Source organism: Methylobacterium sp. Leaf465 (genome assembly GCF_001424705.1).
Classification (GTDB): domain Bacteria; phylum Pseudomonadota; class Alphaproteobacteria; order Rhizobiales; family Beijerinckiaceae; genus Methylobacterium.
In genome coordinates, this window is record NZ_LMRA01000012.1 from 85,918 (window position 1) to 106,157 (window position 20,240).

A 20,240-nucleotide genomic window follows, 5' to 3' on the forward strand; every position below is an offset into this window, starting at 1 on the left:
GGAGCGGATCGCGCAGGACGGGCGGCGGCACGGGAGAGCGACGGACATGGATGAGGCCGAGATGCGGGCCTTCGCGGAGGCGTCGCAGGGCGGCCCCCGCCTCATCGGAATCGACCTCGGCACCAAGACGATCGGGCTCGCCCTCTCGGATGTCGGGCGCCAGATCGCCTCGCCCCTGGAGACGATCCGGCGGGTGAAGTTCACCCCCGACGTGAAGCATCTGGCGGCCCTGTGCGAGCGGCACGCCGTCGGCGGCCTCGTCATCGGCCTGCCCCTGAACATGGACGGCAGCGAGGGCCCGCGGGTCCAGTCGACCCGCTCCTTCGTGCGCAACATGAAGCCGCTGCTGCCCCTGCCCGTCCTCTACTGCGACGAGCGCCTCTCCACCGCCGCCGTCACCCGCGCCCTCATCGCGGCAGATGCCTCGCGGGCCAAGCGCGGCGAGGTCGTCGACATGCTGGCCGCCGCCTACATCCTGCAGGGCTGCCTCGACCAGATGCGCCGCGCCCTGGGCGAGGAGGCGCCCGAAGACGACGCGTGACGGCCCTCAGCCCACCAGGGACACCGACCCGCTGCCGTGGCGCTCGATGCGCCCGTCGAGCTCCAGCTCGAGCAGGGTGGTCTGGACGACCCGGACGCTGAGGCCGGCGGTGCGCGCCAGTTCGTCGGTTCCGATCGGGGTCGGGCTCAGATAGGCGATGAGGCGGGCGCGGTCGTCCACCGGCTCCGGCGCCGCGAAATCCTCGGCGGGGAGCGGCAGGACGATGCCGTCCACGTCGAGTTCGTCCCAGAAGATCGGCGCGTCGGCGAGGTCCGGCCGGTCGACGGCCAGGGCTTCCACCCTGCGCGCCTCGCTGCCCCCCGCCAGCAGCGGGGCGATGACGTCGGTGACGTGGGCGGCGTCGGAGACCAGGGTCGCGCCCTGGCGGATCAGGTCGTTGGTGCCTTCCGCCCGCGGATCCAGGGGAGAGCCCGGCACGGCGAAGACCTCCCGGCCCTGCTCCAGGGCGAAGCGGGCCGTGATCAGCGAGCCCGAGCGGCGGGCGGCCTCCACCACGACGGTGCCGTAGGCAAGGCCGGAGATGATGCGGTTGCGCCGGGGAAAGTCGCGCCCGCGCGGTTCCCACCCCATCGGCATCTCGGCCAGCACCGCCCCGCCCGCCTCCAGGATCGCCTCCACCAGGGCCGCATGGTTGGCCGGGTAGATCCGGTCCTGTCCTCCCGCCAGCACTGCCACCGTACCGCGCGCCAGGGCGGCCCGGTGGGCGCGGGCATCGATGCCCCGCGCCAGCCCCGAGACCACGACGAGCCCGGCCTCGCCGAGCCCGCGCGCGAGGCGCTCGGTGAAGGCGAGGCCGGCGGCGGAAGCGTTGCGCGAGCCGACCAGGGCGATAGCTGGACGGTTCAGGATCGCGGCCTCACCCCGGATCGCGATCAGCGGCGGTGCCGAATCGGCGGCCTGCAGCAGCTTCGGGTAATCCGCCTCTCCGAGGGCGACGAGGCGGGCGCCGAGGCGACCGGCCGCGCGGAGCTCGGCCTCGGCTTCTTCCCGGCTCGGCGGCGTGATGCGCCGGCCGCTGCGGCCGGTGAGGTTCGGCAGGGCGTCCAAGGCCGGCCCGGCGCCGCCGAAGCGGTTGACCAGGGTGCGGAAGCTGCGCGGGCCGATCCCCTCGCTGCGGATGAGGCGCAGCCAATCGAGACGCTGGGCATCGGTGAGCTGCATCGCCCTCCCCTCCCGGAGCGGGCGGCGAGCCTCAGCCCTTCTGCCCGATGCGCCCCTCGGTCCCGTCGATCAGCCGGCGGATGTTGGGCGCGTGCTTCCACCATAGCAGGATGGCGAGCAGGAGGAACAGGCATGCAACCGCAGGCTGTCCCAGGGCCCACAGGACGAGGGGCGTCAAAGCCGAGGCCGCCAGCGCCGCGAGGGAGGAGTATTTCAGCGTGAAGGCGAGGCCCAGCCAGATCGCCGCGAAGGCCAGGAGGCCCAGCGGGCTCAGGGCCAGCAGGACGCCCAGGAAGGTCGCGACGCCCTTGCCGCCCTTGAACCCGAGCCAGACCGGGAACAGGTGCCCCAGGAAGGCGCCGAAGCCCGCCACCAGGGCCGCCTCCAGTCCGAAGCGACCGGCGAGGAGCACCGCGAGGGTGCCCTTCAGCGCATCGCCCAGCAGGGTGGCGGCTGCCAGCCCTTTACGCCCGGTGCGCAGGACGTTGGTGGCGCCGATGTTGCCCGAGCCGATCGCCCGCACGTCGCCGAGCCCGGCATAGCGGGTCAGGATCAGCCCGAACGGGATCGAGCCGAGGAGGTAGCCCCCCGCCAGCGCCGCCAACAGGACGGGCCACGGCAGCATGTTCAGAGCGATCACGCGGCGGCCTCGGTCTCGGCGGGGGCCCGGAAGACGATGCGGCCCGCCACCATCGTCAGCACGGCGGCTCCCTGGAGGCGCGCCTCGTCGAAGGGCGAGTTCTTGGAGCGGGACTTCAAGGTGCGCTTGTCGAGGACGTAGGGCAGGTCCGGGTCGATCAGCACCAGGTCGGCCGGCGCACCGGTCGCGAGGCGGCCGGCGGCGCGCCCGAGAAGGGCCGCCGGGTTCGCCGTCAGGGCCGCCAGCAGGCGCGGCAGGGCAACGTCGCCGGTATGGACCAGCCGCAGGGCCGCGCCCAGCAGGGTCTCGATGCCCAGCGCCCCGTCGGCCGCTTCGGCGAAGGGCAGGCGCTTGGTCTCGACGTCCTGCGGGTTGTGGTCGGAGACAACGACGTCGATCACGCCGTCGTTGAGGCCCGCCACCAGGGCGAGCCGGTCCGTCTCGTGGCGCAGCGGCGGCGAGAGCCGGCAGAAGGTGCGGTAATGGCCGATGTCGCCCTCGTTGAGGACGAGGTTGTTCACCGAGGCGCCGCAGGTGACCGGCAGCCCGTCCGCCTTGGCCCGGCGCACGATCTCGACCGAATCCGCGCAGGAGATCATCGCCGCGTGGTAGCGGGCGCCGGTGAGGCGCACGAGGCGGATGTCGCGCTCCAGCATCACCGTCTCGGCCTCGCGCGGGATGCCGAGGAGCCCGAGGCGGGAGGCCATCTCGCCCTCGTTCATCACGCCGTCGCCGACGAGGTCCGGCTCCTCCACGTGCTGCATCAGCAGGGCGCCGAAGTCGCGGGCATAGGTCAGCGCGCGGCGCATGACCTGAGCGTTCGCCACCGCCTTGAGGCCGTCGGTGAAGGCCACGGCCCCGGCCTCCTGCAGGAGGCCGAACTCGGTCATCTCCTGGCCGGCGAGGCCCTTGGTGATGGCCGCGGCCGGCAGGACGTGGACGCTGGCCGTGTCGCGGGCACGGCGCAGCACGAAGTCGACGATGGCCGGCCCGTCGATGACCGGGTTGGTGTTCGGCATGCAGACCAGGGTGGTGACGCCGCCGGCGGCGGCCGCCGCGCTGGCGCTGGCCAAGGTCTCGCGGTGCTCGGCGCCGGGCTCGCCCACGAAGGCGCGCAGATCGATCAGGCCGGGGCTGAGGACGTGGCCGCCGCAATCGACCGTCTCGGCGTCGTCCGGCACCCCGGCGACGGGCCCCCAGCCGACATCCTGGATCAGGCCGTCGCGCACGAGGACATGCCCGGGCGCCTGCCGGCCCGTGGCCGGATCGCACAATGTGGCGTTGGTCAGGAGGATGGGACGCATCGTCATGCGTCGCGGTTTCGACCGGGCGCGCCGTGGCGTCAAGCGGGATGCGGCGGGCACGCCGATCCCGACCGCGGCGGCGTGCCCTGACTGCGCTCCGGCGCGTCGTCTCAAACCTCGTAGATCGGATCGTTGCCCGAGGCCTTGTTGAGCTTCAGGCCGTGCAGGCAATCCGCCTTTGCCGCGTAGCTCTCGCTGCTCCTCGAGATCTCCTCGCCGTTCTTGGCGTAGTAGACCCAGTACCACTGTCCCTTCGCATCCTTCTTCATCTTGTAGCAGGGGTAGGACATTGCCGACATCGCTTCGCTCCTCGGTTCACGGCGGCCGCGACCGGCCTCCGCCAAATAATCAAACTCTAGGTTTGATTATTTGTAATTCGTTAACCTGAGAGAAGTTTTACAAGGCTTCTGGGCATGAAAAAGGCCCCGCCCTTTCGGGCGAGGCCTCGGGATCGCGGTTCGCGGAGGCGGCGAAGTCTTACGCGGCCAGCGAGCGCAACACGTAGGGCAGGATGCCGCCGTTGCGGAAGTACTCGAGCTCGTCGAGGGTATCGATGCGGCAGGTCAGGGGCACCTCCCGCTTCGTGCCGTCCGCGGAGGTGATCTCGGCGATCATGGTCTGGCGCGGTTTCAGGTCGCCGGACAGGCCCCGGATCGAGACCGTCTCGTCGCCCTTCAGGCCCAGGGAGGCCCAGGAGGTGTCGCCCTGGAAGACCAGGGGCACGATGCCCATGCCGACGAGGTTCGAGCGGTGGATGCGCTCGAAGCTCTCGGCCACCACGGCGCGGATGCCCAGGAGCTTGGTGCCCTTAGCCGCCCAGTCGCGCGACGAGCCGGTGCCGTACTCCTTGCCGGCGAAGACCACGAGGGGCGTGCCCTCGGCCTGGTACTTCTGCGCGGCGTCGTAGATGAACATCCGCTCGCCGGAGGGCTGGAACAGGGTCCAGCCGCCCTCGACCACGTTGCCGGACTCGTCGCGGACCATCTGGTTCTTGATGCGGATGTTGGCGAAGGTGCCCCGCATCATGACTTCGTGGTTGCCGCGCCGGGTGCCGTACTGGTTGAAGTCCTGCACCCGGACCTGGTGTTCCTGCAGGTAGGCGCCCGCCGGGGAATTCGCCCGGATGTTGCCTGCCGGCGAGATGTGGTCGGTGGTGATCGAGTCCAGGAACAGGCCGAGGATGCGGGCGTCGACCACGTCCTCCACCGGGGCCGGGGTCTTCTGCATGCCCTCGAAATAGGGCGGGTTCTGCACGTAGGTGGAGGTCGAATCCCACTGGAAGGTCTCGGCCTCGGTGACCTCGACGGCCTTCCAGTAGTCGTCGCCGCCGAACACGTCGGCGTAGCGGGACTTGAACAGGGTCGAGGTGATGTTGGCCTCGATGAACTCTTGGACCTCGGCGCTCGAGGGCCAGATGTCCCTCAGGTAGACGGGCTGGCCGTCGGAGCCCGTGCCCAGGGGCTCGGTGGTGATGTCGATCTGCATCGAGCCGGCCAGCGCGTAGGCGACCACCAGCGGCGGCGAGGCCAGGTAGTTCGCCCGGACATCCGGGTTCACGCGGCCCTCGAAGTTGCGGTTGCCCGAGAGTACCGCGGCGGCGACGACGTCGTTGTCGTTGATCGCCTTCGAGATCGCGGCCGGCAGCGGTCCGCTGTTGCCGATGCAGGTGGTGCAGCCGAACCCGACGAGGTTGAAGCCGAGCGCGTCGAGGGGCGTCTGCAGACCGGCGCTCTCGAGGTACTCGGCCACCACCTGGGAGCCGGGCGCCAGGGAGGTCTTCACCCAGGGCTTCGAGCGCAGGCCCCTGGCGACCGCGTTGCGGGCGAGGAGCCCGGCGCCGATCATCACGCTCGGATTCGAGGTGTTGGTGCAGCTCGTGATAGCGGCGATCACCACGTCGCCGTGACCGATGTCGAAGTTGGCGCCCTCCACCGCGTAGCGACTGGCGAGGTCGGCCGCCTTCTTGAACTCGGTCTCCATGGATTGCGCGAAGCCCGGCTTGGCGCCGTCGAGGAGCACCCGGTCCTGCGGACGCTTGGGTCCGGCCAGGGACGGGCGAACGTCGCCCATGTCGAGTTCGAGCGTGTCGGTGAAGACCGGGTCCGGCGTGGCCGCGTCGCGCCACATGCCCTGCGCCTTGGCGTAGGCCTCGACGAGCGCGATCCGGTCGTCGGCGCGGCCGGTGACGGTGAGGAAGTCGATGGTCTTCTGATCGATCGGGAAGAACCCGCAGGTGGCGCCGTATTCGGGGGCCATGTTGGAGATCGTGGCGCGGTCGGCCACCGCCATGTCGTCGAGGCCGGGGCCGTAGAACTCCACGAACTTGCCCACCACGCCCTTCTTGCGCAGCATCTGCGTGACGGTGAGCACGAGGTCTGTGGCCGTGGTGCCCTCGGGCAGCTTGCCCGACAGCTTGAAGCCGACGACCTCGGGGATCAGCATGGAGAGCGGCTGGCCGAGCATCGCGGCCTCGGCTTCGATGCCGCCGACGCCCCAGCCCAGCACGGCCAGGCCGTTCACCATGGTGGTGTGCGAATCTGTGCCGACGAGGCTGTCCGGATAGGCGAGCTCGGTGCCGTCCGAAGCATCGGGATCCTGCTTCGTCCACACGGTCTGCGACAGGAACTCGAGGTTCACCTGGTGGCAGATGCCGGTGCCGGGCGGCACGACGGAGAAGTTGTTGAAGGCCGACTGGCCCCACTTCAGGAAGGTGTAGCGCTCGCCGTTGCGCGAGTATTCGAGCGCGACGTTGTCGGCCAGCGCCTTCGGCGTGCCGAACTCGTCGACGATCACCGAGTGGTCGATCACGAGGTCGACCGGCACCAGCGGGTTGATCTTCTGCGGGTCGCCGCCGAGCGCCACCATGGCGTCGCGCATCGCCGCGAGGTCGACCACCGCGGGCACGCCGGTGAAGTCCTGCATCAGCACGCGCGACGGCCGGAAGGCGATCTCGGTCTCGGTCTTGCCCTTGTTGCCGAGCCAGGCGACGGTGGCGGAGATGTCGTCCTTCTTGACCGAGCGGTCGTCCTCGAAGCGCAGCAGGTTCTCGAGCAGCACCTTCATGGAGAAGGGCAGCGCGGTGGCGTCGGCGAGGCCGGCCTTCTCGGCGTGCGGGATCGAGTAATAGGTGTAGGCCTTGTCGCCGACCGTCAGGGTCTGGCGGGACTGGAAGCTGTCGAGCGATGCCACGGCGTTCTGTTTCCTCGCGAGCGGTTGGTCGAACACGCGCAGGCATAACCTGCGCCACGAAAACACGTGTTCGGCTGGGAGCGCTATGAAGCGCGCGCCGCCCCGGGGGTGCCCGGATAGGATGTTGCGCGAAGGGCGATTTGGACGCCCTGAAATCTCGCGCGGCGCAGCCTGCGCGCGTTATAGAACACTTCGAAACTGGCCGCTACCGGGCGCCTGACAGCGCGTGGGATCTGTTCGGAGGGCGGGTCTACGCCGCGACCAGATGCGCCAGATCCGCCCCCTCGGCCACATGCCGGGATGCGTCGAGGATCTCGCTTCCGACGATCCTCGCCTCTGCGAGCTGCACGTCGAGGGCGTCGGTCTCGGCGTCATATCGGGACGTCATCGGCTCGGGGCCTTCGCCCACGATCGAGGAAGGCGGTGATGAAAGGGAAGGTCGAGAGCGATCGTACCACGAAAGCCACGCGAAGCTCGGGAGCGTCCGATCCACAGCCGTCGAGAGCGAGAGGGCTCGAATAGCACGTTTGGGATGCGCTCCGGCATGCCGGCCCGGATCGCGGTCGCCACGGTGCTCCCCGGCTCCGGATGGTGCGACGGACCGTGCGACCGTCGGCTGGGTCCATTTTGCGTGCCCGGGTCTCGCCACCGAACGATCCGCGTGCGATGGGCGAAGCGCCGGGGGACGGAGACCGCACATTCCTTCGTTCGGTCTTTTCGACAGGCGCCACCTCTTGAGGCTCATGATTCAGGACCCCCCGTGCGGCTGACCGCTCAAGACCTCGCCGTCCGCCGGTCCGGCCGCCGCATCTTCGCGAACCTGTCCTTCGCCCTCGGGCCGGGGGAGGCGCTGATGGTCACCGGGCGGAACGGGGCCGGCAAGTCGACGCTGCTCGCGGTGCTGGCCGGCCGGCTCAAGCCCGAGGCCGGGACCGTCGCGGCGAGCGAGGTCGGCGAGGCGACCCTGTCCGAGTGCCTGCACGTGGTCGGCCACCGCGACGGGCTGAAGAGCCCGCTGACGGCGGAGGAGAACCTCGCCTTCGCCCGCGACCTCCTCGGCGCGCCGACCGCGACCCCGCGGGCGGCCCTGGAGGAACTCGGCCTCGGCCACGCCCTGCGGCTTCCCGTGGCCTATCTCTCCGCCGGCCAGCGCCGGCGGGTGGCGCTGGCCCGCCTCCTGGTCTGCCGGCGCCCGCTCTGGCTCCTCGACGAGCCGACGGCCGCCCTCGATGCCGCCTCGCAGGCGGTCCTGGCCGGGATGATGGCGCGGCACCGGGCGACGGGCGGCCTCGTCATCGCGGCGACGCACCAGGCCCTCGGCCTCGCCGACGCCCAGGAACTGCGGATCGAGGCGCCCGCACCCGCCCCACCGACGCTGGCCCGGACGACGGTCGCGGCCGACGAGGTCTGGTGGTGATGCGCGCCCTGAGGGCCCTCGTCGCCCGCGACCTCGCCCTCGCCGCCCGCGTCGGCGGCTCGGGGGCGCTCTCCCTCGTGTTCTTCCTGATGATCGTCGCCCTGGTGCCGTTCGCCCTCGGCCCCGACCTGAACCTGCTGTCGCGGATCGGCCCGGCGATCCTCTGGCTCGCCGCCGTGCTCTCGACCCTGATCGGCCTCGACCGCCTGTTCCAGGCTGACGAGGAGGACGGCTCCCTCGACCTGATGACCGGCTCGCCGGCCCCCCTCGAGGGCGTGGTGCTCGCCAAGGTGCTGGCCCACTGGCTCACCACCGGCCTGCCCCTCGCCCTCGCCTCGCCCCTCTTCGGGCTCCTCGTCGCCCTCGATGGCCGGGCGATGGCGGCGACCGCCCTCACCCTCCTGGTGGGCACCCCGGCCCTGACCTTCGTGGGCGCGGTCGGCGCGGCCCTCACCGCCTCGATCCGCCGGGGCGGCCTCATCCTGGCGGTCGTGGTGCTGCCGCTGATGATCCCGACGCTGATCTTCGGCGTCTCGGCGAGTGAATCGGCCCTCGGCGGCACCGTCCCGTTCACCACGCCGCTGGCCATCCTGTGCGCCCTCAGCCTGATCGCGGGCGTGATCGGGACGCTCGCCGCCGCCGCGGCCCTGCGCTGGTCGGAATAGGGCGTCAGGCGATCGCCGGGGTCCCCCGCAGGCCTGCGACCCGGACCTCCGGCGGCGCGGGGTGGGCGGGCCGCGCCCGGTCCGGGCGCCCGGCGATGCGCAGGGCGATGCCGACGAACAGCGCGATCATGCCGGCCTCCAGAAGCAGCAGGGGAAGCCAGGCGGCGTCCAGGGGAATGGCGGCCAGATCCAGCGCCTCGCTGGCGAGCACGGCCCCGATCGCGCCGGCGGTGAAGACCGGCAAGGACCGGCGGCCGAGGCGGGTCAACGGGTGGTCGCGCGGCACCTGGTGCAGCAGGCGGATGAGCGGCGCGCGCGGCAGGGCCATCACCAGGTAGGCCAGGGCGAGAACGTGCAGGACGCGCAGGGGCGACTGGTAGGTCTTGCTCGCGCCGAGCCAGAAGGCGTCGTTGCGCGTCGCGGCCCAGTCCGCGGCCGCCGGCCAGAGACGAACCACGGCCACCGCCAGGACGAGGTAGCCGACGAGGTAGCCCAGGGCGAGGCCGGTCAGCCCCCGGGGACGCGGCAGGGCGACGCCGTCGACCAGGCCCTGCCCGATGGTGATCCCCAGGGCGAAGATCAGGGTCCAGGGCAGGATCGTCAGCGCGAAGGGCGCGCCCGAGAGGCTGTTGCTCAGCACCAGATGGAAGTGGCCGGCCGCGATCCAGAGCAGCAGTGCCGGCGGCAGGGGCGCCCAGAACCGCCACCCGGCGAGGCGCAGCAGGATCGGGGCGATCAGCATCAGGGCCACGTACAGGCGCAGGACGGACGAGTAGCCCACCGTCTGGCGGAGGGTCAGGGCATGGCTCAACAGGTTCGGGAAGCCGTGGTCCCGCAGCAGGGCGGTGTCCTGCGCGTGCACGCCCGTCACGCCTCGAAGGGCGAGGATGGCCGCCAGGAGACCGAGCGTCGCGAAGACGATGACCAGTTCGAAGGCGTAGATCCGGGCCGCCCGCCGCCACAGATGGGCGACGATGTCCGGCAGGCGGCGCCGCGAGGCTTGGCTCCCCGCGAGGGCGATGGAGATGCCGCTGAGCAGGACGAAGATGTCGGCGCTGTCGGAGAAGCCGAGCCGGGAGGGCGACACGGCCGAGACGGCGCCGTCCTGGATGTGGTTCACGAAGATGTTGATCAGGCACAGACCGCGAATGGCGTCGATCGTCGTTCTTCGCTGCGGCATGCCTCGCCCCGATGCGGCCTACACGCACCGATCGTAGGGCGGAGGGCTTAAGGTTGTGTTGCAACCTCCGGACGTGGGCCCGGGGAACGGTTGGGCCGTTCCCCGGGCCGAGGCCTCGTGCGCCTCACGCCGGATCGGCGTCGATCCGCATCCGCAGGATGGCGTAGGGCGGCGCCTGCAGGTCCTTGCCGCCGTTGTATTCCGGGCGTCGGTTCACCTGGGCGGACGAGATGTGGAGCCAGCGGTCGGGGGTGATCCAGAACGTGTCGGCCCAGATCAGGCGCGGATCGGAGGCGATGATCGTGACGGTGCCGTCGGGGTCGCGCCGGCCGACCGCGTTGAACTCCTGCAGGGCGAGGTAGACCCGGTCCTTGGAATCCGTGGTCAGGCCGCCGGTCATGCCCTTCTCGCCGAGATCCGTGACGCCGGCCGCCACGGCCCCGTCGCTGGCCCCGGGATCGAGGAGCGCGGCGGTCTCCACAGCGTAGAGGCGGCGCCCGATCAGGGGCGCGTAGTAGAGGCGCCGGCCGTCGGGGCTGAGCGCGATGCCGTTGGCGCCGCCCTGGACCGGGCGCGGCGGCCCCTCCCCCTTCCGCTGCACCACCGGGCGGTCCTCGACGATCTTGAGGAGGCCCTTCTGCGACCGGGTGCTGGCATGGCCCGCGAGGCGTCGCACCACCCGGCCGCTGGCGAGGTCGACGGCCAGGATGGCGCCCTCCCCGTCCTGGCCCTGGTCGGTGACGTAGGCGCGGGCGTACCCGTCGCGGATGTCCACCCGCAGGTCGTTGAGCGACGAGGTCGGGGTGATGCCGGCCTCCAGGGGCACCACGCGGCGGATGCGGTTGTCGGCGAGATCGATCTGCACGAGCTTCGCGCCGCCCTTCACCGGCGGGCCGGAGCCGTCCGGCAGGCCGGCATCGAGGCACCACAGGGTGTCGTCGCGGTCGAAGACGCCGTTGGGCACGTGGAACAGGCGCGCCTGCGGCTGCTCCGGGTCGGGCTGGTTCGTCGGCAGGTCCGGGTAGGGCCGGACCTCCCCGTCCGCCAGCACCTCGCCCAGGGTGTAGGGCACCGTCGCGGTGAAGCGGGGCATCATCACGAAGCGCCGGCCGCCGGCCGAGATGGCGAGGCCGGTGGGGGTCGAGGGGGCGTTCGCCGTGAACGCGAGTTCGAGCCCGCCCGCCGCCCGGTGGGTGGCGACCTCGGAGGACGGCGCGGCCGCGGCCTCGCCGGGTCGGGCGAGGGCTGCCGTACCGGCGATGCCGGCACCGGCGAAGCCGGCGGCGAGGAGGTCACGGCGAGCGAGCGTCATGGCGGGATCCGGTCGAGCGAGGATGGGGGACATGGCGGGTCAGCCCCGGGCGGGGCCGCGCACCTTGAGATCGATCGCGAGGACGTGCGCGCCCGCGCCGATGAAGAGGCGCCGGCCGTCCGGGCCGCCGAAGGCCACGTTGGCGGCGTCGGTCGCGGTGGCGATGCGTCCGAGGGGCGTGCCGTCGGGCGCATAGATCCGCACACCGTCGAAGCAGGCGGCATAGACCCGGCCGTCGGCATCCACCGCGAGGCCGTCCGGCACGCCGGCCTCCACGGTGGCGAAGGGTTCGGGCGCGCCGAGCCTCCGGCCCTCCACCACCGGGAAGGCCAGGATGGTGCGCGCGCCCTCGGGATTCTTCAGGGCGGCGCTGGTGTCGCTGACGTAGAGGCGCGTCCCGTCCGGGCTGAAGGCGATGCCGTTGGGCTGGCCGACGGCGTCGGTCATGCCCTCGACCCGGCCGGCCGGGTCGATCCGGTAGACCCGCCGGGCCCCTTGCGCCGGCGGCGCCATCAGGCCCTCGTCGGGCATGGTGATTCCGAAGACGGGGTCGGTGAACCAGATCGCGCCGTCCGGGGCCAGGGCGGCGTCGTTCGGGGAATTCAGCGGCCGGCCCGCGAAGGCGTCGGCCAGCACCGTGAGGCGGCCGTCCGGCTCCCGCCGCACCACCCGCCGCCCGCGATGCTCGCAGGTGACGAGGCGGCCCTCGGCGTCGAGCGTGTTGCCGTTGGCGTTGTTCGAGGGGTCGCGAAACACGCCGGTGCCGCCGTCGTCGGCGATCCGGATCATCCGGTTGGCCCGGACATCGCTGACGATCAGGCCGCCGAGGCCCGGGGCGTAGCACAGGCCCTCGCACCAGCGCCCGCCGGCATAGAGGGTGCGCAGCACCGCGCCGGGATCGACCACCTCGCTCAGCCGCGGATCGTCGACCCGGACGATGGGGGCCGCTGCGGCCGGCCAGGCACGCAGGGCGAGGGCCGCTCCCGCGCCGCCGAGCAGCGCGCGTCGTCGTATCGTCGGCATCGGTCCTCGATGGGCTGCGGGTGCGATGAGCGCGCCGCCGCGTGGCCGGGGCGGCGCGGGACGGGTCAGCGCGCGGCCGGCGCGGGGGCGGTCGAGCCGGTGGCGTCCGGGGTCCCCGGCTTGAAGCTCCACAACTCCGTCGGCAGGGCCGCCGGCGCATCGGGCTTGTAGAAGGCCGAGTCCTGGATGCGCGAGGTGGTGACGTAGAGCGTCCCGTCGGGCCCTTCCGCGAAGGTGTCGGGCCAGCGCAGGCGCGCGTCCTGCACCACGGTGCTCAGGGTGTTCCCCTTCGCCGAGAGGTCGCGCACCTTGATCGCATCGTCCTGCGGCGAGGTCACGTACATCCGGCCGTCCTTGCGGGCGATGATCAGGCCGTCGGCGGGGCCGTTCTCGCCCACGATCTCGATGCGGCCCGACACGCTCTTGTCGGCCAGCGCGGTCGGCATCAGCGCGGTGGTGATGCTCCCCGCGAGCGTCTCGGTGGGCAGGCTGTAGAGCGTCTTGCCCTTGATCGCCTGCCAGTACAGCGTCTTGCCGTCGGGGGAGAGGGCGATGCCGTCGGCGGCGAACTCGACGCCGCGCCCGTCCGGCCGGCGCAGGGGCTTGCCGTCATAGGTCACGGTGACGCCCGTGTCGGGTTGGGTCGACGGGTCGCCGTCGAGGACCCGGTGGGCCCGGCCGCTGTCGAGGTCGACCACCACCAGGGCGCCCCGGGCGCCGGAATCGGTGAGGTAGGCGGTCTTGCCGTCGGGGGAGAAGCGCACGTCGTTGAGGTAGGAGCCCTGCGGCGCCACGCTCTCGTCGAACGCGATGGTGCGCGCGGGCTGGTTGGTCTTCAGGTCGATCTCGACGAGCTTGGGACCGCCGGGCACCAGAGCCGCCATGGCGGGGGCGGCCGGATCGAGGACCCAGAGGTTGCCGTTCGGGCTCGCCACCACGCTCTGGACGCAGACCCAGTGATCCTTGGCCGAGATTTCGTCCTTCTTGGCGTTGCGCCAGGAGTTCCAGGCCGCATCCGGGAACGGCACCAGCTTGCCGTCCTTCAATTCGGCCACCGACACCGCGGTGTCCTCGGTCCAGCGCGGGAAGTTCACGAAGATCCGCCCGTCCTTGGAGACGGTGACCCCTGTCACCTGGTGGTCGAAGCTCGCCACCTTCGTGAGCGTCGCCGTCGGCGCGGCGGCGGCGGCGGCGGCGGCGCCCTGCGCCAGGACCGAGCGGGGGAGGAAGACGACCCCGGGGAGGAGGACGGCGCCCAGGAGGGCCGCGGCGCGCGTCCGGCCCCGCCGCCGGGGGCGGGCCGAGAGGCGCGGCGGGGCGGCGAAGATCGGACGGTCGGACTGATGGTGCGTCATCGGAACCCTGGAAAATGGAATCCCTGGCATCGGATTCCCTGGCATCGCGCCGATCGCACCGTGCGGCGCGATCGTGACGACCTAACGCATGAAGTCTCGGCCAAGGTTCATCCGCCCCGCGACTCGTGAACGGCGGCGCCCCTCTCCCGCGCGACCGAGCGGCGGCCTCGGATTGCGCGGTTGGCCGGTGTCGCACGGACCCGGCCCGCGTCCGGATGCGAGGGCGCTCGGCACGCTTTCATATGTTGTTTTTTGCAAAGTCGTTTCAGGATCTTCGACCGTTAAAGACAAATTCACGGATTGTAATTAAAGTTACGAGCATCAAAATGCGACCCGTCTAGTCGCGTATCAGTCACCGTTTCCGCGAAAGAAATTGACGATGTTGGGCGCCGGTCTTCGTGCAACACTCGAAGCGCTCGATCGATCGCAAGGTCGAATCGAGTTCGCGATGGATGGAAGTGTCCAGAGCGCGAACCAGATCTTTCTCGATCTCATCGGCTATACGTTCGCAGAGGTCCGTGGCCGCCCGCACAGCCTGTTCGTCCCTCCGGAGGAGCGGGACACCCCGGCCTACCGGGCCTTCTGGGACAGCCTGCGCCGGGGCGAGCACCAGGCGCGCGATTTCTGCCGGATCGGCAAGGACGGCCGCCGGATCTGGATCCGGGCGAGCTACAACCCGATCCTCGATCGCCGCGGCAAGCCGGTGAAGGTGGTGAAGTTCGCCACGGACATCACCGCGCAGGTGGCGCGCAACGCCGCGTTCGAGGGCCAGATCGCGGCGATCAACCGGTCGCAGGCGGTGATCCACTTCACGCCGGACGGTCTCGTCACCGACGCCAACCCGAACTTCCTCGCCGCGCTCGGATACACCCTCGACGAGATCAAGGGTCGGCACCACAGCCAGTTCGTGGCGCCGGCGGACCGGGACACGCCGGCCTACGCCGCCTTCTGGACGGCGCTGGCGGGCGGCGCCTACCAGGCCGGCGAGTTCCGTCGCCTGGCGAAGGGCGGCCGCGAGGTGTGGATCTACGGCGCCTACAATCCGGTCTTCGGACCCGACGGCCGGGTGGTCTCCGTGGTGAAGTTCGCCAGCGACGTCACCGCCCAGGTCGCCGACCGGCTGCGTCGGCACGAGGGCCAGCAGGCGATCGACAAGGATCTCGGGGTCATCACCGGCTCGATCTCCGACGTCAGCCATCAGGCGACCCTCACGGCGGAGGCGGCGGCCCAGACCTCCGGCAACGTCCAGGCGGTGGCGGCCGGCGCCGAGGAGTTCTCGGCCTCCATCGAGGAACTGAGCCGCCACGCGTCCGAGGCGAAGGTCGCGTCCGAGGAGGCGGTGATCCGGGCCGAGGAGGCCTCCGGCATCATCGCCGGGCTGACCTCGGCCGCCGACAAGATCGGCGAGGTGATCTCGGTCATCCGCACGATCGCCGACCAGACCAACCTGCTGGCGCTCAACGCCACCATCGAGGCGGCCCGCGCCGGCGAGGCGGGCCGCGGCTTCGCCGTGGTCGCCGCCGAGGTGAAGGCCCTGGCCAACCAATCGTCCCGGGCCACGGAGGAGATCGGGACGCAGATCGCGGCTGTGCAGGGCTCCACCACCCAGGCCGTGACCGCGATCGAGGCCATCGCCCGGACGATCGGCCATCTCAGCGAGATCTCGCTGAGCGTCTCATCGGCCGTGACCGAGCAGGCCGCGGTGACCCGCGACATGACGATCAACATGCAGAACGCCGCCCGGAGCGTCGAGGTCGTGCGTCAGAACATGGACGGGATCGCCGCCGCCACGATCGACGTCGACGCCTCGGTGCGCAAGGCCGGCGCCGCGGCCCGCGCCCTGGCCTGAGGGCCGGTCGAACCGGATCAGTCCGGGCGCGGGCCGCCCCCGGGCTGCATCACCGCCGGCTCGGAGCCCGAGCCGCGCACCCGGCCGCGCAGGGCCGGCGGCGCGCCCGGCCGTCCGGGTTCGCGCCGCTCGAGGCCGGGCACGACGCGCTCGGTGAGGTCCACGCAGCGGCCGACCAACCACGTCATCCAGTTCATCGCGAAGCTCCCAGCCTGACCTGTCTGATAGATCGGGTGTCGCGCCGCCAAAGCGAGGGGGTGGGCCGGAAATATCCGCTCCGCCGCCCGTCAGTCGAGGTCCTGCAGGTGGCGGGCGGCGATGACGGACGCGGCCGTGCGGTTCTCGACGCCGAGCTTCTCGTAGATGCCCTCCAGGTGCTTCGTCACCGTGCGGGGGCTCAAGCCCAGGATCTCGCCGATGTCGCGGCTCGACTTGCCGCGCGAGAGCCAGAGCAGCACCTCCGCCTCCCGTCCGGTGACCCGCAGGCGCAGGCGCAGGCGTTCCAGGCCCGCCTCGGTGCCGTCGCGCGACAGGCGCAGCAGGATCTCGTCGCCGGTGCCGCCGATGAAGCTGAAGGTATAGGCGGTGCCCGCGCGGTCGCCGAGGGTCAGGGCCGGCGCGCCCGTGCCGGCGAGGCAGCCCCGGAGCCAGGCGGCCCCCTGCGGCGGCAGGCTCGAGGGAGCGCCGGGCTCGGTGAAGCCGCCGAGCAGCCGGGCGGCCTGGGGCGTGCCCCACAGGACCGTGCCGTCGCGGTCCACCGCGAACAGGGTGCGGCCGGTGGTGTCGAGGGCGGCGCGCGCGCTCTGGGCCGCTCGGGCACCGGCGAGATGCACGCGGATGCGGGCCAGGATCTCGTCGGGGGCGATGGGCTTCGTGACGTAGTCGACGCCCCCCGCTTCCAGGCCCTTCACGATGTGCTCGGTCTCCGACAGGCCGGTCATGAAGATGACGGGCACGTGGGCGAGGTGCCCCTTCGCCTTGAGGCGGCGGCAGGTCTCGAACCCGTCCATGCCGGGCATCATCGCGTCGAGCAGGATGACGTCGGGGGTGATCTCGTCGACCAGGGCCAGGGCGAGGTCGCCCGCCACCGCCACCAGCACGGTGGCGCCCGAGCGCTCGATCGCCTCGGTGAGGAAGCTCAGGGTCTCGGGGGAATCGTCGACCACCAGGACGGTGTCGCGCTGCGCCTCAGCCATCGGCGGGCTCCAGCAGGCCCTCGATCACCGCCCGGGCGCGGCGCAGGTCGAAGGCGGCGGTGAGCCCCCGCATCTGCGCGATGAAGGCGGTCGGTGCCGCGGGGCCGCTGTCCATCTCGGCGAGCTTTGCCTCGATGCCGCGGACGTGCCCGATGCGCACGAGGCGCAGGAGGTCGGCGAGGTGCTCCGGCCGCGGGTCCGGCGCGGCGGCCTCGGGCGGGGGCGGCGCGGGCGCGTCCCCCGCCGTCCAGTCGAGGCCGAGGAGCCCGGTGACGCATTCGAGGAAGTCGCGCAGGTCGAAGGGCTTGGCGATGATCGCGTCGTGAGGCGCGTCGTCGCCCCGCACCGGGCTGATCTCGTGCACGTTGGCCGACATCATGGCGATACGCGCCGTGTGGCCGGCCTCCCGCAGGGCCTTGGCCAGCCCCCAGCCGCTCATGCCCGGCATGGCGATGTCGAGGAGGAACAGGTCCGGCGGCTGGGTCTCGGCCAGCGCCAGGCAGGCCGGGCCGTCGCCTGCCTCCCAGACCACCAGGCCGAGGGGTTCGAGGATGTCGCGCATCAGCCCGCGATGGGCGGCATCGTCGTCGGCCACCAGGATCGTGCGGCGGGCCCCCGCGTAGACGCGCGGCGGGGCGCTCGCCTGCGCCGCCAGCACGGGTTTGGGCCGCGCCACCGAGGCCAGCATCAGCCGGAGGCGAAAGCGCGTGCCGCGCCCGACCTCGCTCGCCACCGTGATCTCGCCCCCCATCACCTGGGCGAGCAGGTGCGCGATGGTCAGCCCGAGGCCGGTGCCGGGGGTGGAGCGGGCGGCGGCCATCGAGCCGCGCTCGAACGGCTCGAAGATGCGCTCCAGGTCGTCCGGGCGGATGCCGAGGCCGGTGTCGCTGATCGTGAACACCGCGATCTGGCTGCGGTAGGTCAGATCGAGGGTCACCGTGCCGGCGGGGGTGAACTTGATCGCGTTCGACAGGAGGTTGAGCAGGATCTGGCGCAGGCGCTTCTCGTCCGTGGCGACCACCGCCGGCAGGGTCTCGGGCCGGGTGAAGCGGAACGCCAGGGCGGCGCCCTGGGCCTGGAGCCGGATCATGTCGACGATCTGGTCGAGGAAGTCGGCGAGCCGGACCTCGTTGCGGTGGATCTGGAGGCGGCCCGCCTCCATCCGGGAGATGTCGAGCAGGCCGTCGATCAGCCCCGAGAGGTGCTGGGCCGAGCGCCGGATGACCCGGATCCCGTTCTGGCGCGGGGCCGGGATCGCGGGATCGCCCTCGAGGAGCTGCGCGTAGCCCAGCACCGCGTTGAGGGGCGTGCGCAGCTCGTGGCTGATGCCGACCACGTAGCGGCTCTTGGCGAGGTTGGCGGCCTCCGCCACCTCCTTGGCCTGCTGCAGCTTGGCGTCCGTGACCTTGTGGGCCTCGATCTCGGCCTGGTAGAGCCCGGTCTGGCGGGCGGTCTCCTCCAGGGCGACCCGGCGGCTCTCCTGGGCCAGCACGAACAGCCAGGCGACGATGCCCAGGATCACGATGAGGATCAGGAACACGCTGGTCAGCGCCGCGCCGAGCACCGCGCGGTGCTCGGGATGCTCGGCGCTGGCCCCCGCATGCACGATGCCGAGGATCAGCCCGATCGCCGCCACCAGGGTGAGCATCAGCGCGAGGTAGCGCCCCAGCGGCGCGCCGATCCAGGCGGCGGTGCGGGCCGGGGCGACCCGGGCGAGCACGCTCTGGGCCTGGGCTTCCAGGCGGCCGTGCGGCTTGCAGAGATCGCCGCAGCGGGCGTCGAGGGAGCAGCACAGGGAGCAGATCGGCCCGGCATAGGCCGGGCACTGGGCCATGTCCTCGGGCTCGAACGGGTGCTCGCAGACCCGGCAGGTGATCTCGGTCGCCCCCTGCCAGTCCGTGCGCGGGGTACGAGCGAGGTAGTAGCGCCCGCCGGTGGCGAGGGCGATCGCGGGGGCGCCCGCGACGGCGACGACCAGGGCCAGCAGCGGCGCGAACGGCACGGCCTGCGTCCCGAGCCAGCCCGCATGGGCCACGAACCCCGTGAGGATCGCCAGCGCCATGGCGCCTGTGCCCACCGGGTTGACGGCGTAGAGATGGGCGCGCTTGAACTCGATGCCGGGGGGCGACAGGCCGAAGGGCTTGTTGATGGCGAGGTCCGCCGCCAGCGCGCCGACCCAGGCCGAGACCACCACGGCGTAGAGCGACAGGGTGCTGACGATGGTCTTGTCGATGCCGAGCTCCATCAGCAGCAGGGCGATGGCGACGTTGAAGACGAGCCAAACCACGCGGCCCGGATGGCTGTGCGTCAGGCGCGAGAAGAAGTTCGACCAGGCGATGGAGCCCGCATAGGCGTTGGTGACGTTGATCTTGAGCTGCGAGACCACCACGAACAGGGTCATCAGGGCGACCGCGCCCATGCCCGAGGGCACCACGTAGCCGAAGGCCACCGCGTACATCTGGGTCGGCTCGGCGGCCCGCTCGGCCGGAACGCCGTGCGCGATCGCGAGCACGGCCAGGAACGACCCGAGCAGGATCTTGAGCATCCCGGGCAGGATCCAGCCGCCGCCTGCGCCCAGCACCGCCGCCCACCAGCGCCCGGCGCGCTCGGGCGTGCGCGCCGGCACGAAGCGCAGGAAATCGACCTGCTCGCCGACCTGGGCCAGCAGCGCCAGGAGGATGCCGGAGGCCAGCCCGAAGCGGGGCCAGTCGAAGCCCCCGAGTCCGTCGGCCCCCGGATGGGCGAGCCAGGCCGCCACCGGAGCGTCCCCGGCCCAGGCGATGCAGGCGAGCGGCACGAGGTTGAGGACGATCCAGACCGGCTGCGTCCAGAGCTGGAAGCGGCTGATCATGGCGAAGCCGTAGACGACCAGCGGGATCACCGCGAGGGCGCTGACGAGGTAGCCGAGGCTCGGCGGCAGCCCGAAGCACAGCTCCAGCGCCAGGGCCATGATCGCCGCCTCGATGGCGAGGAACAGGAAGGTGAAGCTCGCATAGATCAGCGAGGTCACGGTCGAGCCGATATAGCCGAAGCCGGCGCCCCGGGTGAGGAGGTCGATGTCGACGCCGTAGCGGGCGGCGTAGAGGCTGATCGGCGTCGCGGTGGCGAAGATGATGGCGCTGACCACCAGGAGCGCCGCCAGGGTGTTGGTGAACCCGACCGTCAGCACCAGGGTGCCGCCGATCGCCTCCAGGGCCAGGAAGGAGAGCGACCCGAGGGCGGTCTGGGCGACCCGGAACCCGGACCAGCGCCGCGCCTTCTTGGCGGTGAAGCGCAGGGCATAGTCCTCCAGCGTCTCGTCGGCGACGAGGCGGTTGTAGTCGCGCCGGATCGGCAGGATACGCTGGTGCTCGGTCATCGTGTTCGGTGGGGACGGTATCATGCGGC

Annotated in this window: 17 protein-coding genes; 4 read left to right on the forward strand and 13 right to left on the reverse strand. The window is 71.7% G+C overall.

The features are described from left to right. The first annotated feature begins 46 nt into the window (after positions 1-46). Positions 47-541 carry a Holliday junction resolvase RuvX gene (gene ruvX, locus ASG51_RS08990; RefSeq protein WP_056350177.1) on the forward strand — a complete coding sequence of 165 codons (495 nt, stop codon included), beginning with the start codon at positions 47-49 and terminating at the stop codon, positions 539-541. Positions 542-547: 6 nt separating this feature from the next. On the opposite strand, the gene dprA is transcribed toward ruvX, so the two are convergent. The 6 genes from dprA to ASG51_RS24600 all read right to left on the reverse strand — a co-directional run bounded on the left by dprA (position 548) and on the right by ASG51_RS24600 (position 7,244). Continuing rightward, positions 548-1,723, reverse strand: a complete 1,176-nt coding sequence (dprA, locus tag ASG51_RS08995; protein ID WP_056273843.1) for a DNA-processing protein DprA — start codon at positions 1,721-1,723, stop codon at positions 548-550. A 31-nt stretch (positions 1,724-1,754) separates the two neighbouring features. Further along, positions 1,755-2,348, reverse strand: a complete 594-nt coding sequence (plsY, locus tag ASG51_RS09000; RefSeq protein ID WP_056221792.1) for a glycerol-3-phosphate 1-O-acyltransferase PlsY — start codon at positions 2,346-2,348, stop codon at positions 1,755-1,757. Between the two features lie 11 nt (positions 2,349-2,359). Continuing rightward, positions 2,360-3,667: a dihydroorotase gene (locus ASG51_RS09005; protein ID WP_056380810.1), complete on the reverse strand. Its 1,308-nt coding sequence runs from the start codon at positions 3,665-3,667 to the stop codon at positions 2,360-2,362. A 110-nt stretch (positions 3,668-3,777) separates the two neighbouring features. Then, positions 3,778-3,966: a DUF1508 domain-containing protein gene (locus tag ASG51_RS09010; RefSeq protein ID WP_056350174.1), complete on the reverse strand. Its 189-nt coding sequence runs from the start codon at positions 3,964-3,966 to the stop codon at positions 3,778-3,780. A 178-nt stretch (positions 3,967-4,144) separates the two neighbouring features. Further along, positions 4,145-6,856, reverse strand: coding sequence for an aconitate hydratase AcnA (gene acnA, locus ASG51_RS09015; RefSeq protein WP_056380349.1), 2,712 nt, complete (start codon positions 6,854-6,856; stop codon positions 4,145-4,147). A 250-nt stretch (positions 6,857-7,106) separates the two neighbouring features. Continuing rightward, positions 7,107-7,244: a hypothetical protein gene (locus tag ASG51_RS24600; RefSeq protein ID WP_200927214.1), complete on the reverse strand. Its 138-nt coding sequence runs from the start codon at positions 7,242-7,244 to the stop codon at positions 7,107-7,109. Between the two features lie 372 nt (positions 7,245-7,616). On the opposite strand from ASG51_RS24600, the gene ccmA reads away from it, so the two are divergent. Both ccmA and ccmB read left to right on the forward strand, forming a co-directional pair. Then, the gene (ccmA, locus tag ASG51_RS09020) at positions 7,617-8,273 is read left to right on the forward strand and encodes a heme ABC exporter ATP-binding protein CcmA (protein WP_056273839.1); all 657 of its coding nucleotides are present in this window, start codon (positions 7,617-7,619) and stop codon (positions 8,271-8,273) included. Continuing rightward, positions 8,273-8,938: a heme exporter protein CcmB gene (ccmB, locus tag ASG51_RS09025; RefSeq protein ID WP_200941289.1), complete on the forward strand. Its 666-nt coding sequence runs from the start codon at positions 8,273-8,275 to the stop codon at positions 8,936-8,938. The genes ccmA and ccmB overlap by 1 nt, the downstream gene beginning before the upstream one ends. Before the next feature lie 4 nt (positions 8,939-8,942). On the opposite strand, the gene opgC is transcribed toward ccmB, so the two are convergent. The 4 genes from opgC to ASG51_RS09045 all read right to left on the reverse strand — a co-directional run bounded on the left by opgC (position 8,943) and on the right by ASG51_RS09045 (position 13,808). Next, on the reverse strand, positions 8,943-10,118 hold the full coding sequence (gene opgC / locus ASG51_RS09030) for an OpgC domain-containing protein (RefSeq protein WP_056380351.1): 1,176 nt from the start codon (positions 10,116-10,118) through the stop codon (positions 8,943-8,945). A gap of 124 nt (positions 10,119-10,242) precedes the next feature. Continuing rightward, the gene (locus ASG51_RS09035) at positions 10,243-11,430 is read right to left on the reverse strand and encodes an L-dopachrome tautomerase-related protein (RefSeq protein WP_056380352.1); all 1,188 of its coding nucleotides are present in this window, start codon (positions 11,428-11,430) and stop codon (positions 10,243-10,245) included. A gap of 39 nt (positions 11,431-11,469) precedes the next feature. Beyond that, a complete protein-coding gene (locus ASG51_RS09040; protein WP_244480102.1) occupies positions 11,470-12,453 on the reverse strand; it encodes an SMP-30/gluconolactonase/LRE family protein in 984 nt (327 codons plus the stop codon). 65 nt (positions 12,454-12,518) lie between these two features. Continuing rightward, on the reverse strand, positions 12,519-13,808 hold the full coding sequence (locus ASG51_RS09045) for an L-dopachrome tautomerase-related protein (protein ID WP_082513942.1): 1,290 nt from the start codon (positions 13,806-13,808) through the stop codon (positions 12,519-12,521). A gap of 379 nt (positions 13,809-14,187) precedes the next feature. Here ASG51_RS09045 and ASG51_RS09050 point away from each other — a divergent pair, with 379 nt between their 5' ends. Next, positions 14,188-15,657, forward strand: coding sequence for a PAS domain-containing protein (locus tag ASG51_RS09050; RefSeq protein ID WP_056273831.1), 1,470 nt, complete (start codon positions 14,188-14,190; stop codon positions 15,655-15,657). A 17-nt stretch (positions 15,658-15,674) separates the two neighbouring features. On the opposite strand, the gene ASG51_RS09055 is transcribed toward ASG51_RS09050, so the two are convergent. From ASG51_RS09055 to ASG51_RS09065, 3 genes are all read right to left on the reverse strand, one after another. Further along, positions 15,675-15,854: a hypothetical protein gene (locus tag ASG51_RS09055; protein WP_056380357.1), complete on the reverse strand. Its 180-nt coding sequence runs from the start codon at positions 15,852-15,854 to the stop codon at positions 15,675-15,677. A gap of 90 nt (positions 15,855-15,944) precedes the next feature. Continuing rightward, positions 15,945-16,853, reverse strand: a complete 909-nt coding sequence (locus ASG51_RS09060) for a response regulator transcription factor (RefSeq protein WP_056221505.1) — start codon at positions 16,851-16,853, stop codon at positions 15,945-15,947. Further along, positions 16,846-20,211: an ATP-binding protein gene (locus ASG51_RS09065; RefSeq protein WP_056380358.1), complete on the reverse strand. Its 3,366-nt coding sequence runs from the start codon at positions 20,209-20,211 to the stop codon at positions 16,846-16,848. Before ASG51_RS09065 ends, ASG51_RS09060 begins: the two co-directional genes overlap by 8 nt. Positions 20,212-20,240: the final 29 nt, after the last annotated feature.

Excerpts from the sequence above, each read along its gene's own strand:
- ruvX (WP_056350177.1), top strand. The coding sequence starts at position 47 with ATGGATGAGGCCGAGATGCGGGCCTTCGCGGAGGCGTCGCAGGGCGGC.
- dprA (WP_056273843.1), bottom strand. The coding sequence starts at position 1,723 with ATGCAGCTCACCGATGCCCAGCGTCTCGATTGGCTGCGCCTCATCCGC.
- plsY (WP_056221792.1), bottom strand. The coding sequence starts at position 2,348 with ATGCTGCCGTGGCCCGTCCTGTTGGCGGCGCTGGCGGGGGGCTACCTC.
- ASG51_RS09005 (WP_056380810.1), bottom strand. The coding sequence starts at position 3,667 with ATGCGTCCCATCCTCCTGACCAACGCCACATTGTGCGATCCGGCCACG.
- ASG51_RS09010 (WP_056350174.1), bottom strand. The coding sequence starts at position 3,966 with ATGTCGGCAATGTCCTACCCCTGCTACAAGATGAAGAAGGATGCGAAG.
- ASG51_RS24600 (WP_200927214.1), bottom strand. The coding sequence starts at position 7,244 with ATGACGTCCCGATATGACGCCGAGACCGACGCCCTCGACGTGCAGCTC.
- ccmB (WP_200941289.1), top strand. The coding sequence starts at position 8,273 with ATGCGCGCCCTGAGGGCCCTCGTCGCCCGCGACCTCGCCCTCGCCGCC.
- opgC (WP_056380351.1), bottom strand. The coding sequence starts at position 10,118 with ATGCCGCAGCGAAGAACGACGATCGACGCCATTCGCGGTCTGTGCCTG.
- ASG51_RS09035 (WP_056380352.1), bottom strand. The coding sequence starts at position 11,430 with ATGACGCTCGCTCGCCGTGACCTCCTCGCCGCCGGCTTCGCCGGTGCC.
- ASG51_RS09040 (WP_244480102.1), bottom strand. The coding sequence starts at position 12,453 with ATGCCGACGATACGACGACGCGCGCTGCTCGGCGGCGCGGGAGCGGCC.
- ASG51_RS09045 (WP_082513942.1), bottom strand. The coding sequence starts at position 13,808 with ATGACGCACCATCAGTCCGACCGTCCGATCTTCGCCGCCCCGCCGCGC.
- ASG51_RS09050 (WP_056273831.1), top strand. The coding sequence starts at position 14,188 with ATGTTGGGCGCCGGTCTTCGTGCAACACTCGAAGCGCTCGATCGATCG.
- ASG51_RS09055 (WP_056380357.1), bottom strand. The coding sequence starts at position 15,854 with ATGAACTGGATGACGTGGTTGGTCGGCCGCTGCGTGGACCTCACCGAG.
- ASG51_RS09060 (WP_056221505.1), bottom strand. The coding sequence starts at position 16,853 with ATGGCTGAGGCGCAGCGCGACACCGTCCTGGTGGTCGACGATTCCCCC.
- ASG51_RS09065 (WP_056380358.1), bottom strand. The coding sequence starts at position 20,211 with ATGACCGAGCACCAGCGTATCCTGCCGATCCGGCGCGACTACAACCGC.